We start from the raw sequence: 25,340 nt of genomic DNA, 5'->3' as shown, positions 1-25,340 counted from the left end.
CCGCGGCACCTGCTTGCCAATCAACCCTCGATCGCTGGCCTGTCCGCGCCTGCTCTTGCCGAAGTTGCCAGGGTCGAGAGGAGCCGGAACTACCTGTGGCCTGGTGTCACGGCTGAGTCCGTGAGGATTTGGCGAGGGTTCGTTCGGGACCCGTACCGCAACCTCTGGAGTGAGTACGAGGATGGCGGCTGCGGTGTGTGGGAATGCTGCGGCAGCCCCTTCGAAGCACGGGAGTTCTTGGATGCCGTGATACACGGCATGTCCCGGCGCCGAGCTCGTGAGCTTCGATTCCTCGTAGACCAACTCGACAACTCGTACTGAGCGAGTTCAGGCAGGACGTTAAACGGCGAGTTACCCGCGTTCCCAGTAAGTACAGGAGCGTGGGACGTCCCTGGCCTCTGCGGTTGGGTCGGGACAGCGCGAAGGCATGCCACTCGGAACGGGAGCCCGCTCCCAGTGCGGTGACCTCGAACCAGAATTCTCCGATTCATCCAGGTAAAGAGTGAATGCGCCACATAACAACACGAGAGCCAACCATCCCGCACCTGCCCACAACCAGACCTTCCGTGACACCACTCCCCCTCGACCCCGATCAACCCGGGAACAGCCTGCCTGGCAGACGCACGCGGCGTTCACCCCCAGCCTCAGATACTTGATAGCCGAAGTCGGGGGCGGACGCGGCGTTGGCGGTGCAGGTCGGCCGGATCCGGATGGAGACGGTCCTGACCGCGCTCGGCACGAGGCGAGGCGGCCGCCCGCGGGTACGTGAATGGCCACCGCCAGTAGGGCGACATACGACCTCGCCGCCGACCGCGCCCCGCAGTAGCACGGCGACCGCCGGGCCGCTCTGTGTAGCGCGCTCGGCCACCCTCCGCGTACGTTTCCGGATCCGCTGTCCCGGCCGCCGGGCCATACCTCCACAGGTTCGGACGACAGGCCCCGTGGGCCCGGCAGGCAGCCCTACGCTGATGCAGCTGCCTGTCGGATGCGACAGCACAGGGGGAGGACCACGTGCCCGAGAACGATGCGAAGGCCGCGCTGACCGCGAAGCGGATCGCCGAGCTGGAGGCCGAGCCGCACAGGAGCTCGGCGACGCTCGCCAACCTCCAGGCTGTGCCGGATCGAGGCACTCAAGGCGCCGGCCGAGGAGCAGAAGCCCGCGAAGGACGGCCCGTAGTACCCGCGACGTGCTGGTCCGGTGGCACCCGAGAGGCCGTCGCTGCGCGTGATGCGTGATGCGTGATGCGGGATGCGGGATGCGGGTCTGAGGTCACTGAGGTCACTGAGGTCACACCTCATGTCTCCCCGAGGAGAGGGTGAGCGCTCCGTCGCCGCCGACGGCGAGCGCCGCGGAGAAGGGGGCGCCGCGCTGGGTGAGGGCGGCGTGCAGCCAGTGGGCGTCGCGGAGGCGGGCTCGATGCAGCGTCAGGCGGCGGGCCTGGAATGGGGTCAGGCGCAGCCCTCGCAGCGCCCCCGTGTCCTTGTCGAGGCAGGCCGTGTAGAGGAGTCGGAGGTCGTCGCGGTACTGCTCGTGACCGGTGATCCCTTCGTAGTCGTCGACCAGGTCTCCGCAGCCGTAGAGGATCAACCGGCCGCGATAGACCTCCAAAGGGCGGGGGTGGTGCGAGGAGTGGCCGTGGACCAGGTCGGCGCCGCCGTCGACGAGGTCGTGGGCGAAGCGGATGTGCTCGGGCGGGACCCGGTAGCCCCAGTTGGAACCCCAGTGGATCGACACGGCTACCAGGTCGCCGGTCCGGCGGGCGCCCCGTATACGGGCGACCAGGTCGGCCGCGGCGGCCGGCGAGGGTGCGGAGGCGAGGGCGATGCCACTGCGGTCCGGGGTGGCCGCCCAGTCGAGCGGGATGCCGCTCGAGGGGAGTCCGACCGAGAACACGAGGAGGCGCGGCCCGTGACGGGACGCGGACCCCCCGCGGGACGAAGGAGGCTGCAGTGCCACCCGTGCAGGCCGCCACGCCTCGGCGGCATCGCCGCCCGCACCGGCCGTGCGCAGCCCGGCGGCGCGGAGGCTGCCGAGGGTCTCGGCCAGCCCGTCGCGGCCGAAGTCGAGGACGTGGTTGTTGGCCAGGACGCACACGTCGGGCCGGGCGGCGGTCAGGCACGGCAGGTTCGCCGGGTTCATGCGGTAGTGGACGCTCTTCCCGGGGGCGAAGCTGTCCGCCTGGGTCACGCTGGTCTCCAGGTTCAGCACCCAGGCGTCCGGCCCGGTAGCCCGAAGTTCCTCCAGCAGGTCGCCCCACGGCCGGTCGTAGCCGGTGGGCCGTGGTACCGGTCCGTTCGCGGCCTCGGCCATCTCGACGTACGCACGTGCGTCCGTCACCCACGGCTCGGCGAGCTGCGGGTCGCCTGGGTGTGGCAGCACCTGGTCGATGCCCCGGCCGAGCATCACGTCGCCGGCGAGGCAGACGGTGACCTCGCGGTCCTTCGCAGGGCTGCCGCTCGCTCCCACTCCTCCACAGTAGGCCCGGCCCCCCTTCCAGCGGCTGTGCGCCGTTCGGACCCCCGTGACGCACTGGGCAGCCCCCGGCGCGTGGGACGCGAAGATCAAGCTTGATCGACCGGTTCCGGTCGGGAGGCCTGCGCCTGACGCTGGCATGGCCGGCCGGCCTGCGCGGCACCGACGCGTCACATCCGGCGGGCGGGGTGGTCGGCCACGGCGTCGCGTACGCGGGGCCGGGCGCGGCCTCCGCCCTGACGGTCGGCGGCATCGCGTACAGGCTGCTGACCCGCGAGCGCCGGGAGCTGATGCGCGAGTGGGCCGTCCCCCTGCACGAGGCGCTCGCCCAGCCGCTGGGGATCGCGGGGCAGACCGACCCGCGCCGCTACCTCCACATCCCGAAGAACTTCTCCGACGACGGCGCGGAGATACGCATCGACCTCCCCACCCGCCTGGGCTTCGCCCGCGACGTCGCCGCAGACCTCATCGCCCAAAAGCTCGCCCTGGAAGGCGTCACCTTCTCCTGGCACCCGGCCGGAGCCAAGCCGTACGTGCTTGTCAAGAAGACCCGCAAGCCCCCGGCCAAGGCCCTCTTCAAGGACCCCAAGGTGCGCGAGCTGGTGGCCAAGGCCAAGGAGGCCGCGCCCATCATCGGCAGCAGCCCCGCACCTTCCCAGTGGAGGGGTCAATAGCTCGACGCGCCGGAGGCATCGACCTGGCCTGGCCGATCGCGACCAGCGCGCGGTCCAGGACCTCCTGGACCTGGCCGAGGGCCGAGATCGTGGTCACCAGGCCCTGAGCCTGGTAGTGGTCGACGACCGGCGCCGTCTCGCTGCGATAAACCTCCAGTCGCTTACGAACGGTTGTCTCGCGGTCGTCATCGCGCTGGTACAGCTCACCGCCGCAGACGTCGCAGGCTCCCGCCACCTCAGGCGGGCTGTAGTCGACGTGGAAGACGTGTTCGCGGTCCTGACGGCACAACCGTCGTCCAGCAATCCGCCTGACCACCTGGGCCTCGGGAATCTCCAGGTCCAGCACGGCATCCAGCCTCGACTTCGAGCCGGCCAGGATGCCGTCCAGCGCCTCCGCCTGGGCAAGATTGCGGGGGAAGCCGTCCAGCAGGAATCCGCGCTCGGTGTCCGGACGGGCAAGGCGCTCTTTGAACACCCCGATTGTGACCTCGTCCGGCGCCAGAAGGCCAGCGCGCATGTGCGTCCGGGCGCTCTGCCCGAGCTCGGTGCCCTGGTCGATGTGCTCGCGGAAGAGGTCACCGGTGGAGATGTGCTGGATCGACAGATGCGCGGCAAGGCGCACCGCCTGCGTGCCCTTGCCAGCTCCGGGCGGCCCGATCAGGAGGACGCGCATCGATGAGGTGTCCCTTCGCCATGCGTGGCCATCATGTCGTCTCTGGGACACACGATCGCCGCGCACTGATGTCATTGCCCATCCGGTAAGCCACCCCCTGGCGGTGGGGATAACCACACCATGGGACATCGCCGCGTTGAGGTTGATGCTCCTCCGGTCTCGGTCCCTGATCGTTCGGACAGAGCCAGGTCCAGGCCGAAACGATGAGCACCGTTCCGGTGGCCGATCAGGGTTCAGAACAGGTACTTAGCTTGTTCTGCAACCTTGGGCTGGGCACCTGCCGTTTGGCCCGCTCGCGGGCCAGTGGCAAAGTGCGCCGGATGATCGGACACCTGTACACCGTTGTCATCGACTGCCCCGACCCGGATGAACTCGCCGGTTTCTACGAAAAGCTGCTGTCGCTCTCACGGCAGGCGGACACCGGCGACTTCGTCGTGCTCCAGAACGCGGCGGGCGCACCGGTGGTCCTCTTCCAGCGGGTAGACGACTTTCGCGCGCCTCGATGGACGGATTCCGCGCGTCCTCAGCAGATGCACATCGACGTGATGGTCACGGACCTCGATACGGCTGAGGCCCAGGTACTCGCCCTCGGTGCGACGCTGCTGGATGGTTCGGACAAGCCGATCGGTTACCGCGTCTACGAGGACCCCGTCGGCCACCCCTTCTGCCTGATCACTCCCGAGGGAGCCTGACCTCGCCATGAGGGGTCCGGCGTCGAAAATGACTCGCACTTAGCCGCTGACCTGGGCATTCTCCAGTCCGCCGCCGAAGCTGGCCAAGCGCACGGACGCTTCCACCCCTTCGCCTCCTTCATGCAGATGGCACGCCCCGACGCCGAGCCCGACCCGCCGACGACAGCGTCCGAGGACGACGGGAGCGCAGTCGCGCACTCGTCGACGGGGTTGTCGCCATGGGCGGTCGCGGGCGGCGGCCTCGACGCCGAGTTCCACATCGGCCTGGCCGTCCCCGGTGCCTCGTTCGCCTGGGACGCAAGCGGCAACCACGCCCACACCCGCCTTCAGGTCCGGGATCCCGCCACCGGATCCTGGGCGACCGTTGACTACGACGGCCGCACCGCGGCCGACTTCGCCGTCGCCCAGGCAGGGCCCCGGCGGCTGTGGGACGAGATCACCACCGCATTCAGCCGGTGGGAGGAGTTCGGCCGGCCGAGCGTCGACAGGTACGGCGTGACCGTGGCGGCGGGTCGAACCGTGGTGTGGGCGGGATCTCCTGCGAGCCCGGTTCGATGATCAGCCGGATTTCCTGCAGCAGCGGTGACGCCCTTCGAGGTCGGGAAGCTTCGCGACCCAGTCCCTCGCCTGCTCGGGGGTGAGCCGGTCCTTCCCATCCGGAAGACTCCTCGGCGGGAATGAAGGTGTTCCTGTGGGACCGCGCGGGCTCGTCGACTGCGAGCGGACCTGGGGTGAGCAGCTGCACCCGTCGGATTCACCCCGGGAACCGGCCTGTGGAGCGCAGGTGCCAGCGGCGCTCGGCATAGGCCAGGTCGTCCCGCCACAGCCGGGCCGCCGCAGTGCGCATCATCGGGCGGAGGAGCGGGGCGGCCCAGCGGGCGAACGCGAAGCCCGGCCTGTCAGAAGCGGCCACCACGGCCTCGGTCACCACCGTGCGCGGACGACCTCGTCCGTCTGGGCCGAGCGGGGTCGCGTGTGTCTCCACCACCGAGCCCACACCTTCCCCCTCGGTGATGTGCATGACGACGGTGCGTGGCTCAGGAGCACTGAAGACCGCCTGCACCGGTACGACCAGTCGCCCGGCGACTTTGAAGGAGACATCGACGGTAAAGCGGTCCCCGGTGTCGTGTCCGCCGGGCTGGCCGACGACCGTGAGGTCTACGAAGGAGTACGGGTGGAACCAGGCCCCGTGCCATGGATCCAGGCGATTGGCCACGACGTCCTCGGGTTCGCAAAGCCCTGTGCCCTCGTACACCGCGGTCACTCCGCGAGTGAGAGCCGGCCGGACCGGTACGACGGGGGCATCCAGGGGCTCCTCCCCTCCAGCCTCGTCGAGCCGCACCCACAACAGGATCCCGTCGTCGAAGGCCGGCAACGGCTCCCAGCCCGCGAACGAGGTGCCGTCGAGGGCGAGTCCGTGCCAATGGCACACCAGCGTTCCGCACCGGACCGGGCTCTCTGCCAAGGGCGCTCCGAGGTGGGGGCAGACACCGGGTCCGGCGTGGAGCCGGCCGTCGGTGTCGCGCCAGAGCACGACCTCATGGCCAGCTACGGTGCGGGCCACGGGGCGGTCGTCGCCCAGCGCGGAGGACGACCCCACGACGTACCAGTTCCCTGACGGCCGGGCCTGCGCCCGTTTCAGCGCTTCGGTGATCAGGCTGGGCCTGGCGTCGCGCCAGGTGGGCTGCTGCCGACCCCACGGGACGGGCCGGCGGCGCAGTGAAAGGGGCAGACGGCCACGCCGTGGCGACCATTCGGGATTCATACGACCTCCTCGGGGACCGGCCGGGTCGGGTCGGCGGGCGGCGCTGGGGGTGACGTGGTGGGCGCCGGGCGCAAGCAGTGGCGCAGCCTGATCGCCGCCACCTGAACCAGTGCACCGGCCGCGACCGTGGCACGTCTGCGGCGCGACACCACGGCCCGCTGGTGCAGCACGGCATAGCCGTCGCGCGCGATGGCGTCCAAGATGCTCCCGTACAAGGCGTACGCGGTGCGGATGCAGGGCCGGGACACCGGATCGAGCATCGCGAGACCAAGTTGCGCCTGTCGGTAGACGCCGCGGGTGAGCGCCTCGAACTCCCGCAGGGCGGCCAGCACGCGGCGGTCCTGGCGGCCCGTGCACCGGCACCAGTGCAGCAGCTCCCGCTCGACGCCGTGCCCGGCCAGCAGGTCTTCCGGCAGATACACGCGCCCACGGTCGAGGTCCTCGCCGACGTCCCGCAGGAAGTTGGTGAGCTGGAAAGCGACCCCGAGGGCTGCCGCGTGCGGCTCGGCCTCCTCCTGCGGCACCACCGTGCCCAGCACCGGCAGCATCTGCAGGCCGATCACGGCCGCCGAGCCGTGCATGTAGCCGCACAGGTCGGCATAGGTGGGGTACGCCGTCACCACCAGGTCGGACCGCATCGCGGTCATGAAGTCCTGGAAAAGGCGGTGATCAATGGCGTACCGGCGAGCGGTATCGGCCAGGGCCGCCACCACCGGTTCGCCGCCCTCCCCCTGGTGCAGCCCCTTGTCCAGCCGCCGCTGCAGTGCCGCCAGCCGGGCACGACGCAGACCGTCGTCCGTGCCGGGAACGTTCGAGTCGACGATGTCGTCGGCCCACCTGGCGAACCCGTACAGCGCGTGCACGGCGGGCCTGCGTTCAACGGGGAGGAGCCGGGTGGCCAGGAAGTACGTCTTCCCGTGCGCCGCATTCAGGTCGCGGCAGCGGCGGTACGCCGCCCGCAGCGCCGGGTCGGTGATGCCGGCCGCGTCGAGTTCGCGTCGCGTCATCGGGTTGCCCCTGTGGAGCGCGAGGAGGCGCGCCGGGTGCCGCCCGTGATCCGGGCCGCCGCCAGCTTCCCCGACACCAGCGCGGTGGGAACGCCCACGCCGGGGGTGGTGCCGCAGCCGGCCAGGACGGCGTTCGCCGTACCGCGGATCAGGTTGCGCGGCCGGAACGGCCCTGTCTGCAGGAAGGTGTGGGCGGCGGAGAAGGGGGTGCCCGCCGCATGCCCCTGGCCGGCCCAGTCGGCTGGGGTGACGAGGCATTCGTTCTCGATGGCGGCCTCGATGCCGCCGAGGCCGCGCCGTTCCAGCTCGCGCAGCAGGTTGTCCCGGTAGCGGGGGCCGAGCTCGCCCCAGGCAGCCCCTGCGGGGCCGATCTCGGTGTTGGGGCAGGGGGCGAGGATGTAGTGCAGATGCCGACCCGGTGGGGCGAGAGTGGGGTCGGTGGCCGTCGGCCGTGTGATGAGGAGGGACGGATCACTCATCAGCCTTCCCTGCCGGGTGAGCTCGTCGAACGTGCTCCGCCAGGCGGCACCGAACGAGATCGTGTGGTGGGCCAGTTGCGGCCAGGTGCGGTCCGTGCCCGCGTGCAGCACGACGGCGGAGGGGGAGTGCCGCAGCTTCACCGGCCTGCGCGGCCGGTGGCCGAGGAGCCGGTAGCTGCCGGGCAGGTCCGGGGTGAGGACGACCGCGTCGCAGGGGATGCGGTCCTTCGCGGTGACAACGGCGGTGATCCGTCCGCCGGAGCGCTCCAGGCCGGTCACCGGCTCACCGAACCGCAGCTCGGCGCCCGCGTCGGCGGCTGCGTCCGCCATGGCCTGCGGCAGAGCGTGCATGCCGCCGCGCGGGAAGTACACCCCGGCCACCGTGTCCATGTAGGCGATGACCGCGTAGGCGGCGAGTGCCCGGGCCGGCGGCACACCCGCGTACAGGGCTTGGAAGGAGAAGACCCGTTGCAGCCGCTCGTCCTTCAGGAATCCGGCGATGCGCCGGTCCAGGCGCCCGAAGCCGCCGAGCGCCGCCAGCCGGGCGAGGTCACCGGTCAGCAGGTCCAGCGGCGAGTCGAAGTTCGCGTCGATGAAGCGGCGCATCTGTACCCGGTAGAGCTGCTCCAGCCAGGCGCGCAGCCGCCGGTAGCCCGCCGCCTCACCGGCCCCGGCGAACCGCTCGACCGCTGCAGCCATCGCCTCGCCTTCGGTGTGCACGTCCAGGGTGCTGCCGTCGGCGAACGACGCCCGGTAGGCCGGGTGCAGCGGGATCAGCTCCACCCGCCGGTCCAGGCTGTCGCCGACCGCCGCGAAGGCTTCATCGGCGAGGTCGGGCATGGTCAACACGGTCGGGCCGGTGTCGATCCGGTATCCGCCCCGCAGGAGGCGCCCTGCCCGCCCGCCGGCCAGCGCGTCCCGTTCGACCACGGTGACCCGGCGCCCTGCGCCCAGCAGGTGCAGAGCCGCCGACAGGCCGGCCAGACCCGCCCCCACGATCACCACGTGGTCCGTGCGGCCGCTCACGGTACGGGTCATCGCCCGGCCCCTGGTGCGCCAGAACCGGCCGTGGTGGCAGCGGACGCGGAACGTGAGCGGGCGGGCGGGTCGTCCGCGGCTCGAGAAGTCACCTGCGCGATCAGTAGCCCACGCAGTCGGCCCGCGGCGTCCGCGTCAAGCAGGGCGCCGTCGAAGTGACGCATTCCCCGGGCCGCCAGGCGCTCGATCTTCGCCCCGACCGCCGCCCGGGCGCCCGTCCGAACCAGCACCTCCCGCACCTCGTCGAGGCCTTCGCGTGAAAGGTCCTCGTTCCCGAGGGCTCTTTCCAGCACCTCCAGGGCCGGCCGGTCGGCGGCGGCCTCGGCGCGCGCGACCGCCAGCGCGGCCAGATAGGTCGGCTTTCCTTCGCGGATGTCCCCTCCGCAGCCCTTGCCGGTGTGCCGCGGATCGCCGAAGACGTCCTCGAGGTCGTCGCGCAACTGGAAGGCCATGCCCACGCAGCGCCCCGCCGAGCACAGCGCCCGCATGGTCCGGCAGTCCGCGCCCGCCACCGCAGCACCCAGCGCCAAAGGCCGCTCGACCGAGTACAAGGCGCTCTTGAGGCGGGCGGCGCGCAGCGCCTGCGCCGTGGAGCGCGACCCGGTCAGCTGGCCCTGGAGGTCGAGGAACTGACCTGCCACCATCTCGGTACGCATATCGCTCCAGACCTCACGCACGGCGGTCGCCGTCCATGGGTCGAGGGCTGTCTCCGCCACAATGTCGTCCGCCCATACGAGGGCCAGGTCCCCGGCCAGGACCGCGACCGCCTCGCCGAAACGGGCGGCGCGGGCCGGCGATGCCGCACTGCTGTAGCTGTCCCGCACCTCGGTGTGGAGCGCCGGACGGCCGCGCCGAAGAGCCGAACCGTCCATCACGTCGTCGTGGACCAAGGCACAGGTCTGGAGCAGTTCGAGCGCCGCGCCGATGCGCAAGGCGGCCGAGGCCGTCGGCTCATCACCCCCGCCGCAGGCGCGCATCGACCACCAGACGAACTGCGAGCGGGTGCGCTTGCCACCCTCCCGGGTGAAGCGCGCGACGCGCTCGGCCAGTTCCCCGGCGAACTCAGCGTCCAGCACACCGGCCCGGGTGAGCCGGTCGGCGAGCACCTGCTCCAGCGCGTCCCCGATCGCGGATCGCACGTCCGCATCCACGGCCGCGGAGTCTACCGCCAACGTGGCGCCGTCCCGGGCATGCGCGCCGTCCACGGCGTCGACGGCCGCCCGGCCGGCCCGACGGCGCCGCTGAGCGGACCCCGAGAGGGCCACCAGGCGGGGGACGGGCGGCGGTGCGGCCGCGGACTTGTCCTTCGCCTGGGTGCGGCGCATCCCGGTTCCTCTCATCGTGGTCTTCGACCGGTCGTGGTGTCGATCGCTCGACGCATGCTTCTTTGGTCCCTTCCCGTGATACGGATGCGGTTCGGAGCGGATACCCGAATGCGCGGGAATGCCATCGTGCGGATGCACCTGACCAGGTGACCTCGGCACGAGACCACATCCGATTCCACGCCGCGGCGGGAAACCCCAGCGCGTGAACGCCGACCCGGGAATGGAGGTAGCAGCTGTGCCGAAGGCGGACGTGGCGCTCATCGGAGCAGGCGCCGCAGGCTTGTCCCTGGCCCACCGGCTGAACGAACACGGTGCCCCGGCCCCGTCCGTCATCCTCGTCGACGCCCCGCCCGGTCCGCTGCGTCCAGCCCCGCGCACCTGGTGCTTCTGGGAGTCCGGCCGCGGCCGCTTCGACGCCGCGGTGCGATCACAATGGCGCCACCTGCGGGTACGGCCACCCGCCGGCGCCCCGATCGACGTGAACATCGCACCGCTGCGGTACAAGATGATCCGCTCCCACGACTTCGAGTCGCTGGTCGCGCAGGACCTGGCGCACAGCCCCAACGTCCGGCGCCTGGAAGCGACCGTGGACGCCGTGGAGGAGACCCCGTCCGGCACCCGGGTGCTGATGACCCGGCCCGACGGCAGCCGCGACGCCCTCAGGGCCCGCTGGGTGTTCGACTCACGTCCTCTGGGAAGCCTCCCGGCCGCCCGCACCACCTTGCTGCAGCACTTCCGCGGCTGGTTCGTCCGGACCACCCGGCCCACCTTCGACCCCGGGACCGCGGAACTGATGGACTTCCGCACACCACAGCCCGCTGACGGTCTCTCCTTCGGCTACGTCCTGCCCACCGGCCCGCACGAAGCACTCGTCGAGTACACCGAGTTCTCCCCCCACGTACTGACGGACAGCGGCTACGAGGCGGCGCTACGGCACTATGCCGCAGACGTCCTGGCCCTCGGCGAACTGGAGATCCTCGCCACCGAGACCGGCCTGATCCCCATGACAGACGCCCCCATCCCGCAACGCATCGGTGCATCGGTGTTCCGGATCGGTGCCGCCGGCGGCGCGACCCGCCCGTCCACCGGATACACCTTCGCCGGACTTCAGCGCCAGACCCGGGCGGTCGCCGCCGCGCTGCGACAAGGCCGCGATCCGGTGCCCCCGGCCGCCCACTCCGTGCGGGCCCGCACCATGGACGCGGTCCTGCTGCGGGCCCTGGACAGCGGCCGGGTCGACGGCCCGGACCTGTTCTGCCGACTCTTCGCCCGTGTCCCGCCAGCCCGGCTCCTGCGCTTCCTCGATGGGCGCACGAACCTGCTCGAGGACCTGTCCGTCGGCCGTCACGCCCCGGTCGGCCCCATGCTGCGCACCGTCGTCGAGCTGCCCCGCCTGCCGCGCCGTCCCTTCCTCTGACCCTTGACCGGGCCACCACCAGCCTCTGGAGACCGCATGACCCTGCTGCGCGACGAGGACCTCGCCGCCGCGTTCGACCACGCCTCCCGCACCTACGACGCCCTGGTCGCCGCGAACCCCGGCTACCACGCGCATCTGCGGCGCTCGGTGCGCCGCCTCGGCCTTCCCGCACAGGGAGAGGGGATGCGGGTCCTGGACCTCGGCTGCGGCACCGGCGCCTCGACGGCAGCGATCCGGTCCGTCCTCCCGGCCGCACACATCACGGCCGTCGACGCATCCGCCGGCATGCTGGCGAAAGCCGCCGCCAAACCGTGGGCGGACGGCGTGCGCTTCATCCATGCACCGGCCGAGCACCTGAAGGACGCGGGCGTCCACGGACCGTTCGACGCCGTATTCGCCGCCTACCTCTTCCGCAACCTCACCGATCCCGACGCCGTCCTCAACACCGTGCGCAGCGTGCTGCGACCGGGCGGCCGGCTCGCCGCGCACGAATACAGCCTCAGCGGCCGGCGCACCGACCGTGCCGTGTGGACGCTGGTGTGCCGCGGCATCGTCCAGCCCGCCGCCACCCTGCTGGGGGACGGACCCCTCTACCGCCACCTGTGGCGCAGCGTCGTCCACTTCGACCCAACCGACCGGTTCGCCACCCGCATCCGCGAAGCCGGCTTCCACAAGGTCCGCGCCCTGCCCTTGCCGGGCTGGCAGACAGGCATCACCCACACCTTCGTCGCCGCCCGCCCGGAAGGCCCCCGATGACAGCACCCACGCACCAGCGGACCGCGGCGCGCCGAGGCAGAGACCGACGGGCACGCATCCTGCCCGCCCGTCCAGGAGCCCGCCACGCACAGGGCCGCCACACGGCAGCCGTGATCGGCGGCGGGATCGCAGGCCTCGCCGCCGCCACCGCGCTCGCCGAACGGGGCGTGAAGGTGACGCTGTACGAGCGCGAACCCTACCTCGGCGGCCGGGCGGGCGGATGGCCGACCCGCCTGCGCGACGGCAGCACCGTGACGATGAGCCGCGGCTTCCACGCCTTCTTCCGGCAGTACTACAACCTGCGGGGCCTGCTGCGCCGAACCGACCCCGCCCTGGCCAACCTCACCGGACTCCCCGATTACCCGCTGCTGCACGCGGACGGCCTCTGCGACAGCTTCCGGCACGTGCCGCGCACTCCGCCGTGGAGCGCACTGAGCTTCGTCGCCCTCAGCCCCACCTTCCGCCTGCGGGACCTGTGCGCCATGAATCCGGCCCCGGCCCTGCCGCTGCTCGACGTCCGCGTGCCTGAGGTGTACCACCAGCTCGACGACACCAGTGCCTACGACTTCCTGGAGGCCATCGGCTTTCCGCAACAGGCCCGACACCTGGCCTTCGAAGTCTTCTCCCGGAGCTTCTTCGCCGACCCGCGGCAGCTGTCCGCAGCCGAGATGGCGCTCATGTTCCACATCTACTTCCTGGGCTCCGCCGAAGGCCTGCTGTTCGACGTGCCCCGCTCGCCCTACCCGGCCGCGCTGTGGGCCCCCCTGGCCGAATATCTTGGGCGGCACGGCGCCGAGGTACACACCGGAAGCCCCGTCGAGCACATCGAAGCCGTCCCCGACGGCACGTTCGAGGCGACCGCGGACGGCGCAACGCGACCGTACGACGCCGTGGTCCTCGCCCTGGACGCCACGGGCCTGCGGTCCCTGGTCGCCCGTTCGGACCGGCTGGGCGACCGAGCCTGGCGGGAGCGCGTGGCGCACCTGCGCTCGGCTCCGCCCTTCCTCGTCACCCGACTCTGGCTCGATCGACCCGTCGCCCCCGACCGACCCGGCTTCCTGGGAACCAGCGGCTTCGGCGGCCTCGACAACATCAGCGTGCTGAACCGCTGGGAAGACGAGGCCGCCCACTGGGCGGCACGCACTGGAGGATCCGTCGTGGAACTCCACGCCTACGCCGTCGACCGGCGCGTTCCGCAGACCCTCCAAGAGCAGCAACTCCTCCAGCAGCTCCGCCGCGTGTACCCGGAAACCCGCGCCGCCAAGGTTGTCGACGCCCGCCACGAATGGCGTGAGGACTGCCCGCTGTTCCCCGTGGGCGGCTACACCGACCGCCCCACCGTCCGAACCACCGACCCCGGGCTCGTCGTCGCCGGCGACGTCGTGCGTACCGACCTCCCCGTCGCGCTGATGGAACGGGCAGCCACGACCGGCTTCCAGGCCGCGAACGCCCTGCTCGAACGCTGGGGCCTGCACGGGCAGACCCTGTGGACGGTGCCGGACCGCGGTCGCGTCCCGGTACTGCGGAAGGCGGCCGCCTGGGCGGGACACCGAGCTGTGTAATTCTTCCCGTCACGCCCGCAGATGCAGCCCTGGCGGCAGACGGGCTGCGCCGCCGCCGGACTGCACACGGGGCCACTGAGCCATCAGCACGGACCTCAGCAGTGGCATGGGGCGTGACCCAGCTGCCTCCGCTCTTGGCCCTCAGCGGAAGCGGTACCGCGGGCAGCGAAGCGTGGGCCTGGTGGGGGAGCGGCAGCACTGGCAGGAGGCGATCGCCCATCCGCTCGCACGCGGCGAGCGGGTGGGAGGCGGGCAGGGCGACCCAGCGGGCTCGGTGAACAGCACCTCCACGCGCAGGGCGTCCTGGCAGGGGAAGGGCAGCCGCAGGAGGGCGACGTCGACATCCGCGTCGGCGAGTCCGGCGGTCGGATCCGACCACGACGCCTGCCGCATCTCGGCCCGCCACCCCGGCCGACAGCGGCCGAACGCCGTGATGATGCCCGGGGTGGTCTCGTTGGCTGCGCTGGCGAGGTAGCCGATCCGCAGCACGCGGGCCGCCCGGCTGGCCGCGGTCTTCGTGTCGCGCAGGACCTGATCCCAGTCGGACAGGAGCACAGGGATCCGCGCCGCCAGGGTGCGGCCCGGGCCGGTGAGTGCCATGCCTGCGCGGGACCGGGTGAACAGCGTCAGCCCGAGCAGGGTTTCCAGTGATCTGTTTGGTCAACGCCGGCTTGAGCTTCCCCCGAGATGCGGGGATGGGTGACAGAGGGTCAGATGGGTCTCATGAGAGGAGCCCAGACGATGCCTGCGCCGAGGAAGTATCCCAAGACCACGGAGTTATGGCTTGTCGGCCGCTGTCAACAGGGGCGAGGTATTTGGGAGAAGTGCCGGTCAGGGCAACGGGACTCCTGGTAGAGCGAGGAAGCCGACCAAGGTCTTCCCGCCTGAAGGAGCCCCGTTGCCCGTTCAGTGTTCCACCGTCACGCTCACGTCGTCCATCACCGTCGCCGACGGGGTCTTCGCTCCGGGGCATCTGGGCGAGCTGACCCGGCACCTGCCCTTTGAACTGGTCGATGACGTGCTGGAACGTACTGGCGGAACCCAGCGGAGGCTGAGGCTGCTGCCGTCGAGGGTGGGTGTCTACTTCGTGCTGGCACTGGTTCTCTTCCCGCAGCTGGGCTACATGCGGGTGTGGGACAAACTCACCTGCGGCCTGCGCGGGCTCCTTCCACCGCGTCCGTCGGAGAAGGCGCTGCGAGAGGTGCGCCGGCGGCTGGGCGCCGCGCCGCTGCGGCTGCTCTTCGAGACACTGGCCGGTCCCGTGGCACAGCCGATCACACCAGGGGTGCGATACAGGTGCTGGCGCACAGTCGCCTTCGACGGCTGCAGCTCCACCAAGGCCCCTGACCGGCCGCGAGTCTGCGCCTGGCTGGGCAAACACAAGCATCGTTACGGCACGGACGGATATCCGATGCTGAAGATCATGGTGCTGTGCGAGACCGGAACCCGGGCCCTGCTCGGTGCGGTCTTCGGACCGACGCCCGAGAAGGAGACCGGCTACGCCGAGCAGCTGCTACCACTGCTGGACAACAGGATGCTGCTGCTCAACGACCGGGGCTTCGACTCCGACGACTTCCTCGCGAAGGCCGCGGCCACCGGCGCCCAGCTGCTGGTACGCCTCAAGGGAACCCGGACACCCGCACGCTGGGCACTACTGCCGGACGGGTCATTCCTGACCAGGATCAACGGGACCCGGCTGAGGATCATCGATGCGCACATCGCGGTGACGACCGCCAAAGGGCTGAGGCTGGAAGGCCACTACCGACTGGCCACCACGCTGACCGATCACCGTCGCTACCCCGCCGCAGAGCTGGTGGAGCTCTACCACGAGCGATGGGAGATCGAGTCCGCGTTCTACTCGCTTCGGCACACCCTGCAGCACGGCCTGGTGCTGCGATCCCAGGACGCGACCGGGATCCAACAAGAACTCTGGGCTCACCTGACCGTCTACCAGGCACTGCGCCGCGCGATGGCCGAGGCCGTCGAGACCCTCCCCGGCACCGACCCGGACCGCGCCTCCTTCACCGTCGCCCTGGAGACCGCAAAAGACCAGCTCATCGCCGCAGCCGACGTACTGCCCGACACCGGACCGGGACGAATCACACCGGCCCTGCTGCACGATCTGCTCCCACCCCGCCGGGCCCGCGTCAACCCACGCCGCGTCAAATGCCCGATCTCCCGCTACGCCGCCCCGCCCCACCAGGCACAAGTCCTGGGCGCATCCAGGATCACCAGCATCAGTGTCACCGTGAACCCCTCCGCTGGCCCAGGCCCCGACGGACGCCGCGACCGCACACTGCAACTCCTGCGAACCGATCCCCACCGCACCTGGCGCGCATGTGAAATCGCCCGCGGTATCGGACTGGAGGATCCCCAAGGACTACGCGCAGAACTGGGACGCTGGGTCCGCGAAGGAATCCTCCGCCGCACCGGCCGGGGCCTCTACACCCTCGACCCCGAGTGGACCACCCCAACCTCCACAAGCCCCTGTCCCCGCCCCTGTTGACAGCGCCGGACAAGCCATAACTCCGTGGTCTTGGAAATACCCTGACGAACTTCGCGAGCGCACGATCCGCGAGGTCCGCACCACCGGCCGCCCTATTGCGCACGTCGCGAAGGACTTGGGCATCCACCACAAGGCCGCGGCGGGCGTGACGATCGGCTCACTCTCGGCCGAACACGGCGAACGCAAGCAGAACGCCGAGTTGAAGCGGTCGAACGGGATCCTCAAAGCCGCCTCGGTGTTTTCGCCCCGGAGATCGACCGTCCCCGGACGAGGCCGAGCAGGTGATCGACCACCTGTTGTGGAGAAGTTCTCCGGGTCGACCCCGTATGCCGGGTTCTCGAACTGTCGCCGTCGACGTACTTCGCCCGCAAGAGCAGGCCGGAGTCGGCCCGCCGACTCCGCGACGAGCAGCTCCTGATCGAGAAGGTCCACACCGGTCGGGCGGCACGTATGGGGCCCCCAGGATCACCCGCGCGCTCACGCGCAAGGGCCTCGGCGTGGCCCGGTGCCGTCGAGCGTCTGACGGCCGAGCTCAACCTCTGATCGAGAAGGCAGCCGCGGCACGCGCCGCCGCGGCGGCGGCTTTACGGCCTGCTCGTACGGATCAGGAAGCGGGGCTGCGGCGTGTGCGGAGCCGGCGAACACCCGTCACGGTGTAGACGGCGGCCATGAGCGCGAAGCCGACGGCAGCGATCCAGAACCATGATTCGGCCACCGTGAGACTCAGCAGCAGCCCGCCCGTGAATGCGGGCTGCCGACGGTCTCCGGCAGTTCAAGACGCGCCCTGGATCGCAGCGCGAGGTCGGGGCGCGCAGCCGCCGACGACAGGACGAGGCCAGGGGCCTGCAGGGCGACCAGAGCGAGAGGACCCCGGCCGCCTCTCCGACTTGGCCGGGTTCAGCCACGTGGCGGGAGGGCGGGGCCGCCCTTCGCATGCCAGCTGTCGGCGTACGGGCTCTGATGCAGAGGTGCGTACGGGTTGATCTACAGAGGTGACTCGGCGTGTCGGGGTGGGGCCCGGCTCGATGAGAGGAGCCTGACGCTGATCTTGTGAAGCGTCGAGGAGGGCCTGTCGGATGTTGCTGGAACCGGGGCGGTGGCTGGAGCTGCGGCGTTTCCGGGCTCTGCATGAGGCGGGCGCGAGCATCTCGGAGATCGCTCGGGAGACCGGTCTGAACTGGCGTACGGTCAAGAAGTATCTGGAGAGCGACGGTCCTCCGGTTCCGCCGGCTCCGGCGCCGCGCTCGGATCTCGGCAACCAGGTGATCAAGCCGTGGGCGCATGTGATTGATGCGTGGCTACGGGCTGAGGTGCTGCTGAAGGCCGCGGTCATCCATGAGCGTCTGGTCGAGCAGTATGCCTTCCCGCACCACTACCAGCGCGTCAAGATGTACGTGCAGCAGGCCCGACCCCGCATCGCCGAGGAGTTGGGATATACCCCGCGCGAGCTGGCGAAGTTGCACCGCCGCTTCGAGGTGGTGCCCGGCGCCCAGGCCCAGGTCGACTGGGGCGACGAGGGCAACATCCTGGCCCATGTCGGCATCCCGAAGGTCTACTCCTTCCACATGACCTTGTCCTACTCCCGAGATCCGTTCTGCTGCTTCACCACCAGCCAGAATCTGGCATCGTTCTTCGAGTGCCACCGGCGGGCGTTCGCGCACTTCGGCGGGGCGCCCGGGGTGATCGTCTACGACCGGACCAAGACTGTCGTGCGCCGTCACGTCGCCCCGGGCGAGGCGGTCCCGTTGCATCCGGAGGCCGTGGCGTTCGCCGGGCACTACGACTTCGACATCGACGTCTTGGCCGCCTACCGGCCGACGGGGAAGGGCCGCGTTGAAGTCAACACCGTTGCGTTAGGGATCTTGAGTCGTTGGCAACCCCCGCATGAGTAGCAGGAACGGGACTCCTGGTAGATCAACTTGTGCTGAAGCAAGGTGATCGTCGAGTCCAGGAGTCCCGTTGCGGGAGAAGTCTGTCATCACGCGCACGATCGAGGTCGCTGGGGGTGTGTTCGCGCCGGGGCAGCTGGGTGAGCTGACGCAGACGGTGGACTTCGAACTGGTGGACGCGGTGCTTGAGGAGACCGGCACGGTCGAGCGGCGACTGCGGCTGCTGCCCTCGCGGGTGGTGGTGTACTTCGTCCTCGCGCTCGCACTGTTCGAGAACTGCTCCTACCGGGCGGTGTGGGGCAAACTGACCGCCTCGCTGACGAGTCTGGCCCTGGCCGTCCCGGCGGCTTCCTCGCTGTCGCGGGCGAGGCGGCGGATAGGGGCCGCCCCGCTACGGCGGCTGTTCGAGATCCTGGCCGGGCCCCTCGCTGTCCGCGGGCAGTCGGGCACGTTCTGGCGGGGCCTGCGGTGCGTGGCCGTCGACGGCACTCTCCTCCATGTCCCGGACGAGAAGACGCTCACCTGGAAGTACCCGAAACGGGCCGGTGACACGCTGGAGTTCGGCTACCCGCTGCTGCGGCTCGTCGTCCTGGTCGAGTGTGGCACCCGCGCCCTGCTCGCCGCCACCTTCGGACCCGAGAGTGACGGTGAACTCACCTACGCGAACCGCCTGTTGGGCGCTCTTGACGACACGATGCTCCTGCTGGCCGACGCCGGCTTCGATGCGGTGGAATTCCTCCGTGACATCCAGGGCAGCGGGGCACGATTCCTGATCCGCTCTTCCGCCCGACGCATCCCCACCCCCGCCGAGCACCTGGCCGACGGCTCCTACCTGGCCCGGATCGGCTACGGCGTCATTCCCGTCCTGATCACCGTCCGCGTCATCGAGGCCCACCTCACAGTCCGCCTGGACGACGGCACTGTCCGCCACGAGCAGTGGCGCCTGCTCACCAGCCTCCTCGACCCCGTCCGCTACCCCGCCGATGAAGTGGCCGAGCTCTATCACCGCAGGTGGCAGGTGGAAACCACCTACTTCTCGATCAAGGCGACCATCCTGGAGGGCCGCGTCCTGCGCTCGCGCACCCAGCCCGGCCTCGACCAGGAGGTCTACGCCCTGCTCACGACCTACCAGGCCCTCCTCCGCGCCGCCGCCGACGGCATCGAGACCCGCCCCGACCTCACCATGAGCCGGATCAGCTTCACCGTCCTGATCCGCACCGCCGGTGACACCGTCATCAGCGCGACCGGAATCCTGCCCCCACTCGGCCCTGTCGACCGAGTCGGCGTGATCGGTCAGGCCGTCCTCGAAGCCCCGCTGCCGTCCCAACACAGGCAACGCATCAAAGCCCGCACCCGCAAGAACCCCACCAGCAAGTACGGCCCGAACGCCGGACAACAGCCCGTGACCAGCCAGAACTACAGCATCCAGACCACTATCACGTTCTTCGAGCACGGCCTCAACAGCCGCTCACGGCGCTAAAGCAACGGTGTTGGCGTTGAAGTTTCCCCGTGATCTTGGACACGGTGTTGTTACGCTGCGAGGGCCTGGTCTTGCCGGTATCGCAGGCGGGTTTCGTGGGGTGTGAGGTAGCCCCAGTGGATGTGCTTGCGTAGGCGGCGTCTGTTGTAGAAGGTCTCGATGAAGTCGAAGATGTCGGCGCGGGCGGTGGCCCGGTCGGGCCAGAAGCGGGTGCCGATCTCTTCTTTCAGGACGGCCCAGAAGCTCTCCGCGGCGGCGTTATCGAAGCAGCTCCCGGTCCGGCCCATACTTTGCCGGTGCCCCAACTTGCTGATTTTTGTGCGGAGTTGACCGGAGGTGTATTCCGATCCGCGGTCACTGTGGATCACACAGCCGGGTTCCAGGCGGCCCAGCGCGGCTGCCATGTCCAGCGCGTCGACGACGAGGTCGGCGCGGTGGTGGTCGGCCATCGAGTACCCGATCACCTCGCGCGTGGCCAGGTCCAGCCACGAGGCGAGGTAGAGCCAGCCCTCGGCGGTGGGGATGTAGGTGATGTCCCCGACGATTTTCGTTCCGGGACGGATGGCGGTGAAGTCCCGGCCGATCAGGTCCGGCGACGGGGCGGCCTTGGTGTCGGCCTTGGTCAGGCCGCGGCGTCCGGTGCGCCGGCTGTTCCCGGCGATGCCGTTCTCCCGCATGACCCGTGCCACCCGCTTACGGTTGACCACCCGGCCCTGCCGGCGCAGTTCGGCGGTGACGCGCGGGACGCCGTAGTTCCGCCGGGAGGCGATGTAGATCACCGTGATCTCGTGTGCCAGGGTCTCATCCGCCCGTCGCCTGGCTTCGCGGGCCTCGGCTCCGGCCACCCACGCGTAGTACGTGGACCGGGCGGTCTTCATCACCGTGCACAGCAGCACGATCGTGTAGTTCGCCTTCTCCGCGTGGATGAACCGGCATATCGTGCTCACCGGTCGCTCTCCTTCGCGAAGAAGGAGGTCGCTTTTTCAGGATCTCGATCGTCTTCGCCTGCTCTACGGTCAGCTTCCGCAGCCGCTTCAGTTCCTCGTCCCGGTCGTCGGCGGCCCGCACGGCGCCGGGTCCCGATCCGTTGTCCTGGGCGGCCCGGGCCTTCTTCACCCAGCCCCGCAGGGACTCCGAGCTGATCCCGAGTTCCCGGGCGACCTCGGTCACCGTCCGGCCCGACGACCGCACGAGCTCGATCGCGTCCCGCTTGTACTCGTCCGAGTACCGCTTCGTGTACTTGCTTCCCACCTGGCACTACTTCCTCTGGAACCTCAGATCCCAGTCTCCAGGTGTCCACGATCAAGGGGAAGCTTCAGTGGCTCCACCGTCCCTGTCAACGTGAGGAAGTTCGTGAACGACCAGCAAGCTGGTGCCCGAAACCAGTTCAACGTCTTCGGCAACGGCAATCAGTTCGGTGACAACAACACCCAGAACAACACCTTCGGCTACGACCCAAACCAGCTGGCGAAGTTCGCCCGTGATCTGCTTGCCGCCGCGAGCACCGCCGATATCACTGAGACCGCTCGTGCTCGGGTTACGGAGAGCGTCGCTGTACTCGAGGGAGAGCTGGCCGAGAGCAGCCCGGAACCGGGGAAGGTGCGTCAGGCCCTGGAGAAGGTGAAGGAAGTGGCGTGGCAGACGTTGCCGGGGGCGATCGTCCAGGCCGTGTTCGTCTCTGCGGGCCTTGGGTGAAGGCCCGGGCATGATGCCCGGGGCCTTGGATACCGGTCCGGCTCAGGGAGCGGTCACGCCCACTCCACGCCCAGCTCCCGCAGGGCGTCCAGCTGTTCCTGGGTGAGCTTGTCGCGCCGGGTCTTGGTGTTGGAGACCCACACGCCGAGCTTCACGATCACTGGTTCCGCCTCGCCCTTGACCGCGATCTCCTCGCCGTGCGCGCGGGGCACCGGCCGGTCCGTGCCTTCCCGCTCCACCCACTGCGCGAGGGCCGCCAGGCCCCGCTGGAACGCCTGCTGTGCTTTGCTCGGACCCTTCGCCGTACGCGCCGCCGCGGGCGCGGGAGACGGGACCTCAGGAGCCGTGATGCCCAGCGCGGTCAACCGGGCCTGCTGTTCGGGCAGGAGCTGCGCCCAGGTGACAGGTTGCTTCTGCTGCCGGAGCCACTTGCCGACGTCGTCGCCGTCGAAGACGACGCCCGGCGCGATGTGGGGCAGGACGCCGTCGGCGTCGACCAGGTCCGCCAGGACGCGGTGGTGCCGTTGCCAGTCCAGCGGCCACGGGCAGTCCCAGTCCTCGTCGATCTCGGAGAGCTGCGCCGCCCGGGTCGTCGCGGTGTCCTCGTCCTTCCCGAGGCCGTTCTTGGCGCCCTTGCGGCGGAGGTTGGCCATGTGCTGTCCAACGGGCACCATCTCGTCGTCCTCGCCCCACGTCGCGTCCTGCCGGGGCGCAAGGTGCCCTGTGGCCCGGCGGTAGGACCGCAAGGCGGCGAGCTTGGCCTCCCACGCCTCTTCGCCGGGCTCCCACACCATCCCGGCCTCCGGCGCGTCCAGCAGGACCTTGCGCCGCTCCTCCAGCTCGTCGGCGCGCAGGGCCTTCCGCTGCTGGTGGACCCACCGGCCGAGCGGGAACGTCTTGGTGACGCCGACCTCGGTCTCGGTGTCGTACGGGACGGCGTACAAGCCGGTGATCCCGTTCTCCGAGCGCCACCGGAGGAGGGCCTGGTAGCCCTCCAGCCACACCAGGCTGTCCGGCCGGTAGACCCGGGTGCGCAGGAACGCGGCGATCGTGGCGGCGTCGCGCGGGCTGGAGAAGTGGAGCAGGGCCGACTCCGCGGCGGCGTCGGTGCCGTCCTGCTCCTGGTCCTCGCTTTCGCTGCCGGCTCCGACGATCCGCCCGTCCTCGTCGCGGCGTAGGTGGACCTTGCGCTGGCCGCTGGTGAGGGCGCGGGAGGCGAGCTGCTCGACCAGACGGTCATCATGACTGCGGAGGCCCTGGAGGACCGCTACAAGAGGCTTGAAGCTCGCGGAGGCGACCATGTCGGTCGGGTCCTCGCCCGGCTCCAGGAACACGGGAACCATGATGCGGGCGACCTTGGTGCTGCCGTCGCGGTTGAGCCGGAGCGCGCGGCCGATGTTCTGCACGATCTCGACCTGGGAGCCGCGGGTGTCGGCGAAGCAGATCGCCTCCACCCCGCGCTCGCCGGTGATGTCGACGCCCTCGCCGAGGACGCGCACGGAGGCGAGGAACGCCCGGTGCACGCGCCGGTTGTTCGCGTCGATGCCGTTGGCGAACTGCCGCAGGACCTCGCGCCGCTCGGTCACGAGGTGGTCCCCGCACAGCCACGCCGACCACACCCGGTCCGGCGGGACGTGGCGGCCGCTCTCCAGCTCGTAGAACTCCGCCTCGATCGACGACTTCGGCAGCTTCTCCGCAGCCGCCAGATCGGCGTCGCAGGCGTCGGTGGCGTACAGCTCGGCCGCCGTCTGGGGCAACTTCTCGGCGAACGCGGCCGCCTCCTCCACCTTCTGGTGGAACGTCATGACCGTACGCAGGTTGTACGCCGCGGCGTGCTCCAGGAGCGCGGTCTGCAACAGCGCCAGGCGCCGGCCCCGCCGCGCTTCCTCCGACTCCTCGAGGACGGGGGAGGGGTCGCGGATCTCCAGGACGTCGATCTCGAACCCCGCGAGGATGCCCCGCTCGATCGCCTCGGACAGCCCGAGCTCGGCCAGCCACGCGCCGTAGGTGCCGTCCGGGTCGTCGGCCATGCTCGCGATCTCCGCCTCCTGGCCGCCGGCGCCCTTCTGCGGCCGGGCCGCGGCCAAGATGCGTGGTGTCGCGGTCAGGTAGAGCCGGAAGTCCGCCGGGATCCGCGCGTTGTCGTGGATCGCGGCCCACGGCCGCCCGAGATCACCGGCCGTGCCATGCGCCTCATCGACGATGGCGAGGTCGAAGCCCGCCATCCGCTGCCCGTACAGCCGCTCCCCGCCTGCCAGGGCGGCCTCCAGCGGCCCGCGAACCTTCCGCTGGCCCTCCGGTACGTCGATGTCCTCGCGGTCCACCAGGGAGGCGTACGTGGCGAACACGACGACGGGCCCGGACGCGGCCCACAGGGCGAGCTGGATCGGGTTCGTGGTGGTGCGCACCCCCAGTTCGTTGAGGACCGGGTCGTTCTCCAGGGAGCAGACGGCGATCATCGGGGCCCGGTGGCCCACCAGCCGCCACGCCTGGGCGGTCTGAGCGAGCAGGTCCAAGGTGGGGACGGTGACCAGGATCCGGCCGCCCCGGAAGCACTCCAGCGCGCTCGCGGCTGCCGTGATCGTCTTGCCGGACCCGGTCGCGGACACGATCGTTCCCCGGGCCCCCCGCGGGGGCACAGATGACCTTGCAGGGAATCCCACCCACTTCCGGAACGCCGACTTCTGGTCGACCTGGTGTTCCTTGAGCTGAATCGCTGACATTTCCTTGCCTCCCCGATGCCTAATTCCAGTGGTCTTTTAGACGGCCGCGTGCGAGGTATTGGCCGCACCGGCGTCACTCCAGATCGACGAGCCCGCGAGATGCCAGCCGCCGGGCGTCCCGTCCGACTTCCCGCACTTGAACCTCGGCAGGTCCTGCGGGTCGTAGTGCCCGGCCTCGAGGGTGCAGAAGATGACGTCACCGCTGGACATCTCCACCGTCTGGGCCGTGCACAGACCGCCGACGTCACCCAGCGCTCCCAGCGCCCGGCGCCGCGCCGTGGTGTTCGGCTGTGTGCGCGGCAGCACCCTCTCTCGCACGAACGCTTCCAGCCGCACCACGTTGGCCCGTTCCCGCCGACGTGCGTCCGCGAGATGTACGGCCAGCTCAGCAGCTCCGGCTGACCGGCCAGACCGCCGCGCCCAGTCCCGGTCCGCGATGCCCACCAGGGCCTCGCTCACCGTTGCCACGCCCTCGTCCCAGCCGTCCGCGAACAGTCCGCCCTGAGAGGCCGGCGCCATCCCGTCCAGCTCCACGACCTCGCTCTGCGCCCCGGCGACGGCTCCGGCCTCCAGGTCGTCCGCCTCAGCTGCGGGTACGCCCTGAGCGGCCAAGAGCGCGAACAGCTTCAACCGGGCGTTGGTGCCCGCCGTCTGATACTGACTCACCCGGCGCACAGAATCGCTGATCAGCGCTGGATCTAGTCCGGTAGATTCGTGGTGCGTGGTCATCTGCGGCCGTTCCTCTCGAAAATGAGGGAGGGTTCCAGGCGGTTGGGGGGTGTCTCGTGTTTCCGCCAACGGTACATGGTGCATCAACCCGATGCACCCGCTACACTAGTACCCAACACGAACGAGCGACCCCCACCCCTCGTAGCCAGCCAGGCCCACGCAGTGGGCCCCAACGGTTCTGGAGGCGCAGCCGGAAGAACCGTTGGGCGGGGGAGCGCAGCGGACCCGCCCAGGAGGACGCAGTCCTCCCTCACTCCCTCTTCAACTCCACAACAAGAGCCGCCACTAGTTGCACTGTCAGACCCTGATCGACCCGGCCGCGCATCGCGCGGCCTACCGGGCGCGCAGCGGCCGGCCCCACTCGTTCCCGAAGCGCAGCGCAGGGAACGGCCCTTCGCATCGCGAAGGGCCAGCGGGAGCGCAGCGACCGCCCCCGCTTGCACATCGCGCAGCGATG

The 25,340-nt window shown here is 70.2% G+C and carries 19 protein-coding genes and 3 pseudogenes; 11 read left to right on the top strand and 11 right to left on the bottom strand.

Annotated elements, in window-relative coordinates; translation table 11 throughout:
* The first annotated feature begins 1,011 nt into the window (after positions 1–1,011).
* Complete coding sequence (locus OG332_RS00105; protein ID WP_327411473.1) at positions 1,012–1,236, top strand: hypothetical protein; 225 nt, start codon at positions 1,012–1,014, stop codon at positions 1,234–1,236.
* 52 nt (positions 1,237–1,288) lie between these two features.
* On the opposite strand, the gene OG332_RS00100 is transcribed toward OG332_RS00105, so the two are convergent.
* Positions 1,289–2,467, bottom strand: coding sequence for a CapA family protein (locus tag OG332_RS00100; protein ID WP_327411472.1), 1,179 nt, complete (start codon positions 2,465–2,467; stop codon positions 1,289–1,291).
* Positions 2,468–2,568: 101 nt separating this feature from the next.
* Between OG332_RS00100 and OG332_RS00095 the strand changes: the two genes are divergently transcribed.
* Positions 2,569–3,147 carry a hypothetical protein gene (locus tag OG332_RS00095; RefSeq protein WP_327411471.1) on the top strand — a complete coding sequence of 193 codons (579 nt, stop codon included), beginning with the start codon at positions 2,569–2,571 and terminating at the stop codon, positions 3,145–3,147.
* Here OG332_RS00095 and OG332_RS00090 read toward each other — a convergent pair.
* Positions 3,104–3,820: an adenylate kinase gene (locus OG332_RS00090; protein WP_327411470.1), complete on the bottom strand. Its 717-nt coding sequence runs from the start codon at positions 3,818–3,820 to the stop codon at positions 3,104–3,106. The two genes, OG332_RS00095 and OG332_RS00090, sit on opposite strands and share 44 nt — an antisense overlap.
* A gap of 203 nt (positions 3,821–4,023) precedes the next feature.
* On the opposite strand from OG332_RS00090, the gene OG332_RS00085 reads away from it, so the two are divergent.
* Together OG332_RS00085 and OG332_RS00080 are read left to right on the top strand one after the other, a co-directional pair.
* Positions 4,024–4,512, top strand: a complete 489-nt coding sequence (locus OG332_RS00085; RefSeq protein ID WP_327411469.1) for a VOC family protein — start codon at positions 4,024–4,026, stop codon at positions 4,510–4,512.
* Positions 4,513–4,638: 126 nt separating this feature from the next.
* Entirely contained in the window at positions 4,639–5,070 is a 432-nt protein-coding gene (locus OG332_RS00080; RefSeq protein WP_327411468.1) for a hypothetical protein, read from the top strand.
* A gap of 196 nt (positions 5,071–5,266) precedes the next feature.
* On the opposite strand, the gene OG332_RS00075 is transcribed toward OG332_RS00080, so the two are convergent.
* Genes OG332_RS00075 through OG332_RS00060 form a run of 4 tightly spaced genes read right to left on the bottom strand, consistent with a single transcriptional unit; the run spans position 5,267 to position 10,126 of the window.
* Complete coding sequence (locus OG332_RS00075) at positions 5,267–6,277, bottom strand: DUF5914 domain-containing protein (RefSeq protein ID WP_327411467.1); 1,011 nt, start codon at positions 6,275–6,277, stop codon at positions 5,267–5,269.
* Complete coding sequence (locus OG332_RS00070; RefSeq protein WP_327411466.1) at positions 6,274–7,284, bottom strand: phytoene/squalene synthase family protein; 1,011 nt, start codon at positions 7,282–7,284, stop codon at positions 6,274–6,276. The genes OG332_RS00075 and OG332_RS00070 overlap by 4 nt, the downstream gene beginning before the upstream one ends.
* Entirely contained in the window at positions 7,281–8,801 is a 1,521-nt protein-coding gene (locus OG332_RS00065) for a phytoene desaturase (RefSeq protein WP_327411465.1), read from the bottom strand. The genes OG332_RS00070 and OG332_RS00065 overlap by 4 nt, the downstream gene beginning before the upstream one ends.
* Entirely contained in the window at positions 8,798–10,126 is a 1,329-nt protein-coding gene (locus OG332_RS00060; RefSeq protein WP_327411464.1) for a polyprenyl synthetase family protein, read from the bottom strand. Before OG332_RS00060 ends, OG332_RS00065 begins: the two co-directional genes overlap by 4 nt.
* Before the next feature lie 235 nt (positions 10,127–10,361).
* On the opposite strand from OG332_RS00060, the gene OG332_RS00055 reads away from it, so the two are divergent.
* From OG332_RS00055 to OG332_RS00045, 3 genes are read left to right on the top strand one after another with little or no spacing between them, the layout of a single operon-like run.
* Positions 10,362–11,543, top strand: a complete 1,182-nt coding sequence (locus OG332_RS00055; RefSeq protein ID WP_327411463.1) for a lycopene cyclase family protein — start codon at positions 10,362–10,364, stop codon at positions 11,541–11,543.
* A 36-nt stretch (positions 11,544–11,579) separates the two neighbouring features.
* Positions 11,580–12,299, top strand: coding sequence for a class I SAM-dependent methyltransferase (locus OG332_RS00050; protein ID WP_327411462.1), 720 nt, complete (start codon positions 11,580–11,582; stop codon positions 12,297–12,299).
* The gene (locus tag OG332_RS00045) at positions 12,296–13,861 is read left to right on the top strand and encodes an FAD-dependent oxidoreductase (protein WP_327411461.1); all 1,566 of its coding nucleotides are present in this window, start codon (positions 12,296–12,298) and stop codon (positions 13,859–13,861) included. The genes OG332_RS00050 and OG332_RS00045 overlap by 4 nt, the downstream gene beginning before the upstream one ends.
* Positions 13,862–14,090: 229 nt before the next feature.
* On the opposite strand, the pseudogene OG332_RS00040 reads toward OG332_RS00045, so the two are convergent.
* A pseudogene (locus OG332_RS00040) lies at positions 14,091–14,515 on the bottom strand (LysR family transcriptional regulator); the annotation flags it as partial.
* 244 nt (positions 14,516–14,759) lie between these two features.
* Here OG332_RS00040 and OG332_RS00035 point away from each other — a divergent pair.
* The 3 genes and pseudogenes from OG332_RS00035 (at position 14,760) to OG332_RS00025 (ending at position 19,736) form a co-directional block, all read left to right on the top strand.
* Positions 14,760–16,387 (top strand): annotated as a pseudogene (locus tag OG332_RS00035) (IS4 family transposase).
* A gap of 1,056 nt (positions 16,388–17,443) precedes the next feature.
* On the top strand, positions 17,444–18,259 hold the full coding sequence (istA, locus tag OG332_RS00030) for an IS21 family transposase (protein ID WP_442816081.1): 816 nt from the start codon (positions 17,444–17,446) through the stop codon (positions 18,257–18,259).
* Between the two features lie 67 nt (positions 18,260–18,326).
* A complete protein-coding gene (locus OG332_RS00025) occupies positions 18,327–19,736 on the top strand; it encodes an IS4 family transposase (protein ID WP_327411459.1) in 1,410 nt (469 codons plus the stop codon).
* 50 nt (positions 19,737–19,786) lie between these two features.
* Here OG332_RS00025 and OG332_RS00020 read toward each other — a convergent pair whose 3' ends face one another.
* Complete coding sequence (locus OG332_RS00020; protein ID WP_327411458.1) at positions 19,787–20,683, bottom strand: IS3 family transposase; 897 nt, start codon at positions 20,681–20,683, stop codon at positions 19,787–19,789.
* Between the two features lie 82 nt (positions 20,684–20,765).
* A pseudogene (locus tag OG332_RS47730) lies at positions 20,766–20,987 on the bottom strand (transposase); the annotation flags it as partial.
* 102 nt (positions 20,988–21,089) lie between these two features.
* On the opposite strand from OG332_RS47730, the gene OG332_RS00015 reads away from it, so the two are divergent.
* On the top strand, positions 21,090–21,431 hold the full coding sequence (locus OG332_RS00015; protein WP_327411457.1) for a hypothetical protein: 342 nt from the start codon (positions 21,090–21,092) through the stop codon (positions 21,429–21,431).
* 53 nt (positions 21,432–21,484) lie between these two features.
* Here the strand turns inward: OG332_RS00015 and OG332_RS00010 are convergent, their stop codons facing one another.
* Both OG332_RS00010 and OG332_RS00005 read right to left on the bottom strand, forming a co-directional pair.
* On the bottom strand, positions 21,485–24,154 hold the full coding sequence (locus OG332_RS00010) for a DEAD/DEAH box helicase (RefSeq protein ID WP_327411456.1): 2,670 nt from the start codon (positions 24,152–24,154) through the stop codon (positions 21,485–21,487).
* A 36-nt stretch (positions 24,155–24,190) separates the two neighbouring features.
* Positions 24,191–24,820, bottom strand: a complete 630-nt coding sequence (locus OG332_RS00005; RefSeq protein ID WP_327411455.1) for a hypothetical protein — start codon at positions 24,818–24,820, stop codon at positions 24,191–24,193.
* Positions 24,821–25,340: the final 520 nt, after the last annotated feature.

Origin of the sequence: Streptomyces sp. NBC_01233, from assembly GCF_035989305.1 — a bacterium.
Lineage (GTDB): Bacteria > Actinomycetota > Actinomycetes > Streptomycetales > Streptomycetaceae > Streptomyces.
The sequence above is the reverse complement of the archived record's forward strand: the minus strand, read 5'-3'. Positions and strand labels throughout refer to the sequence as shown.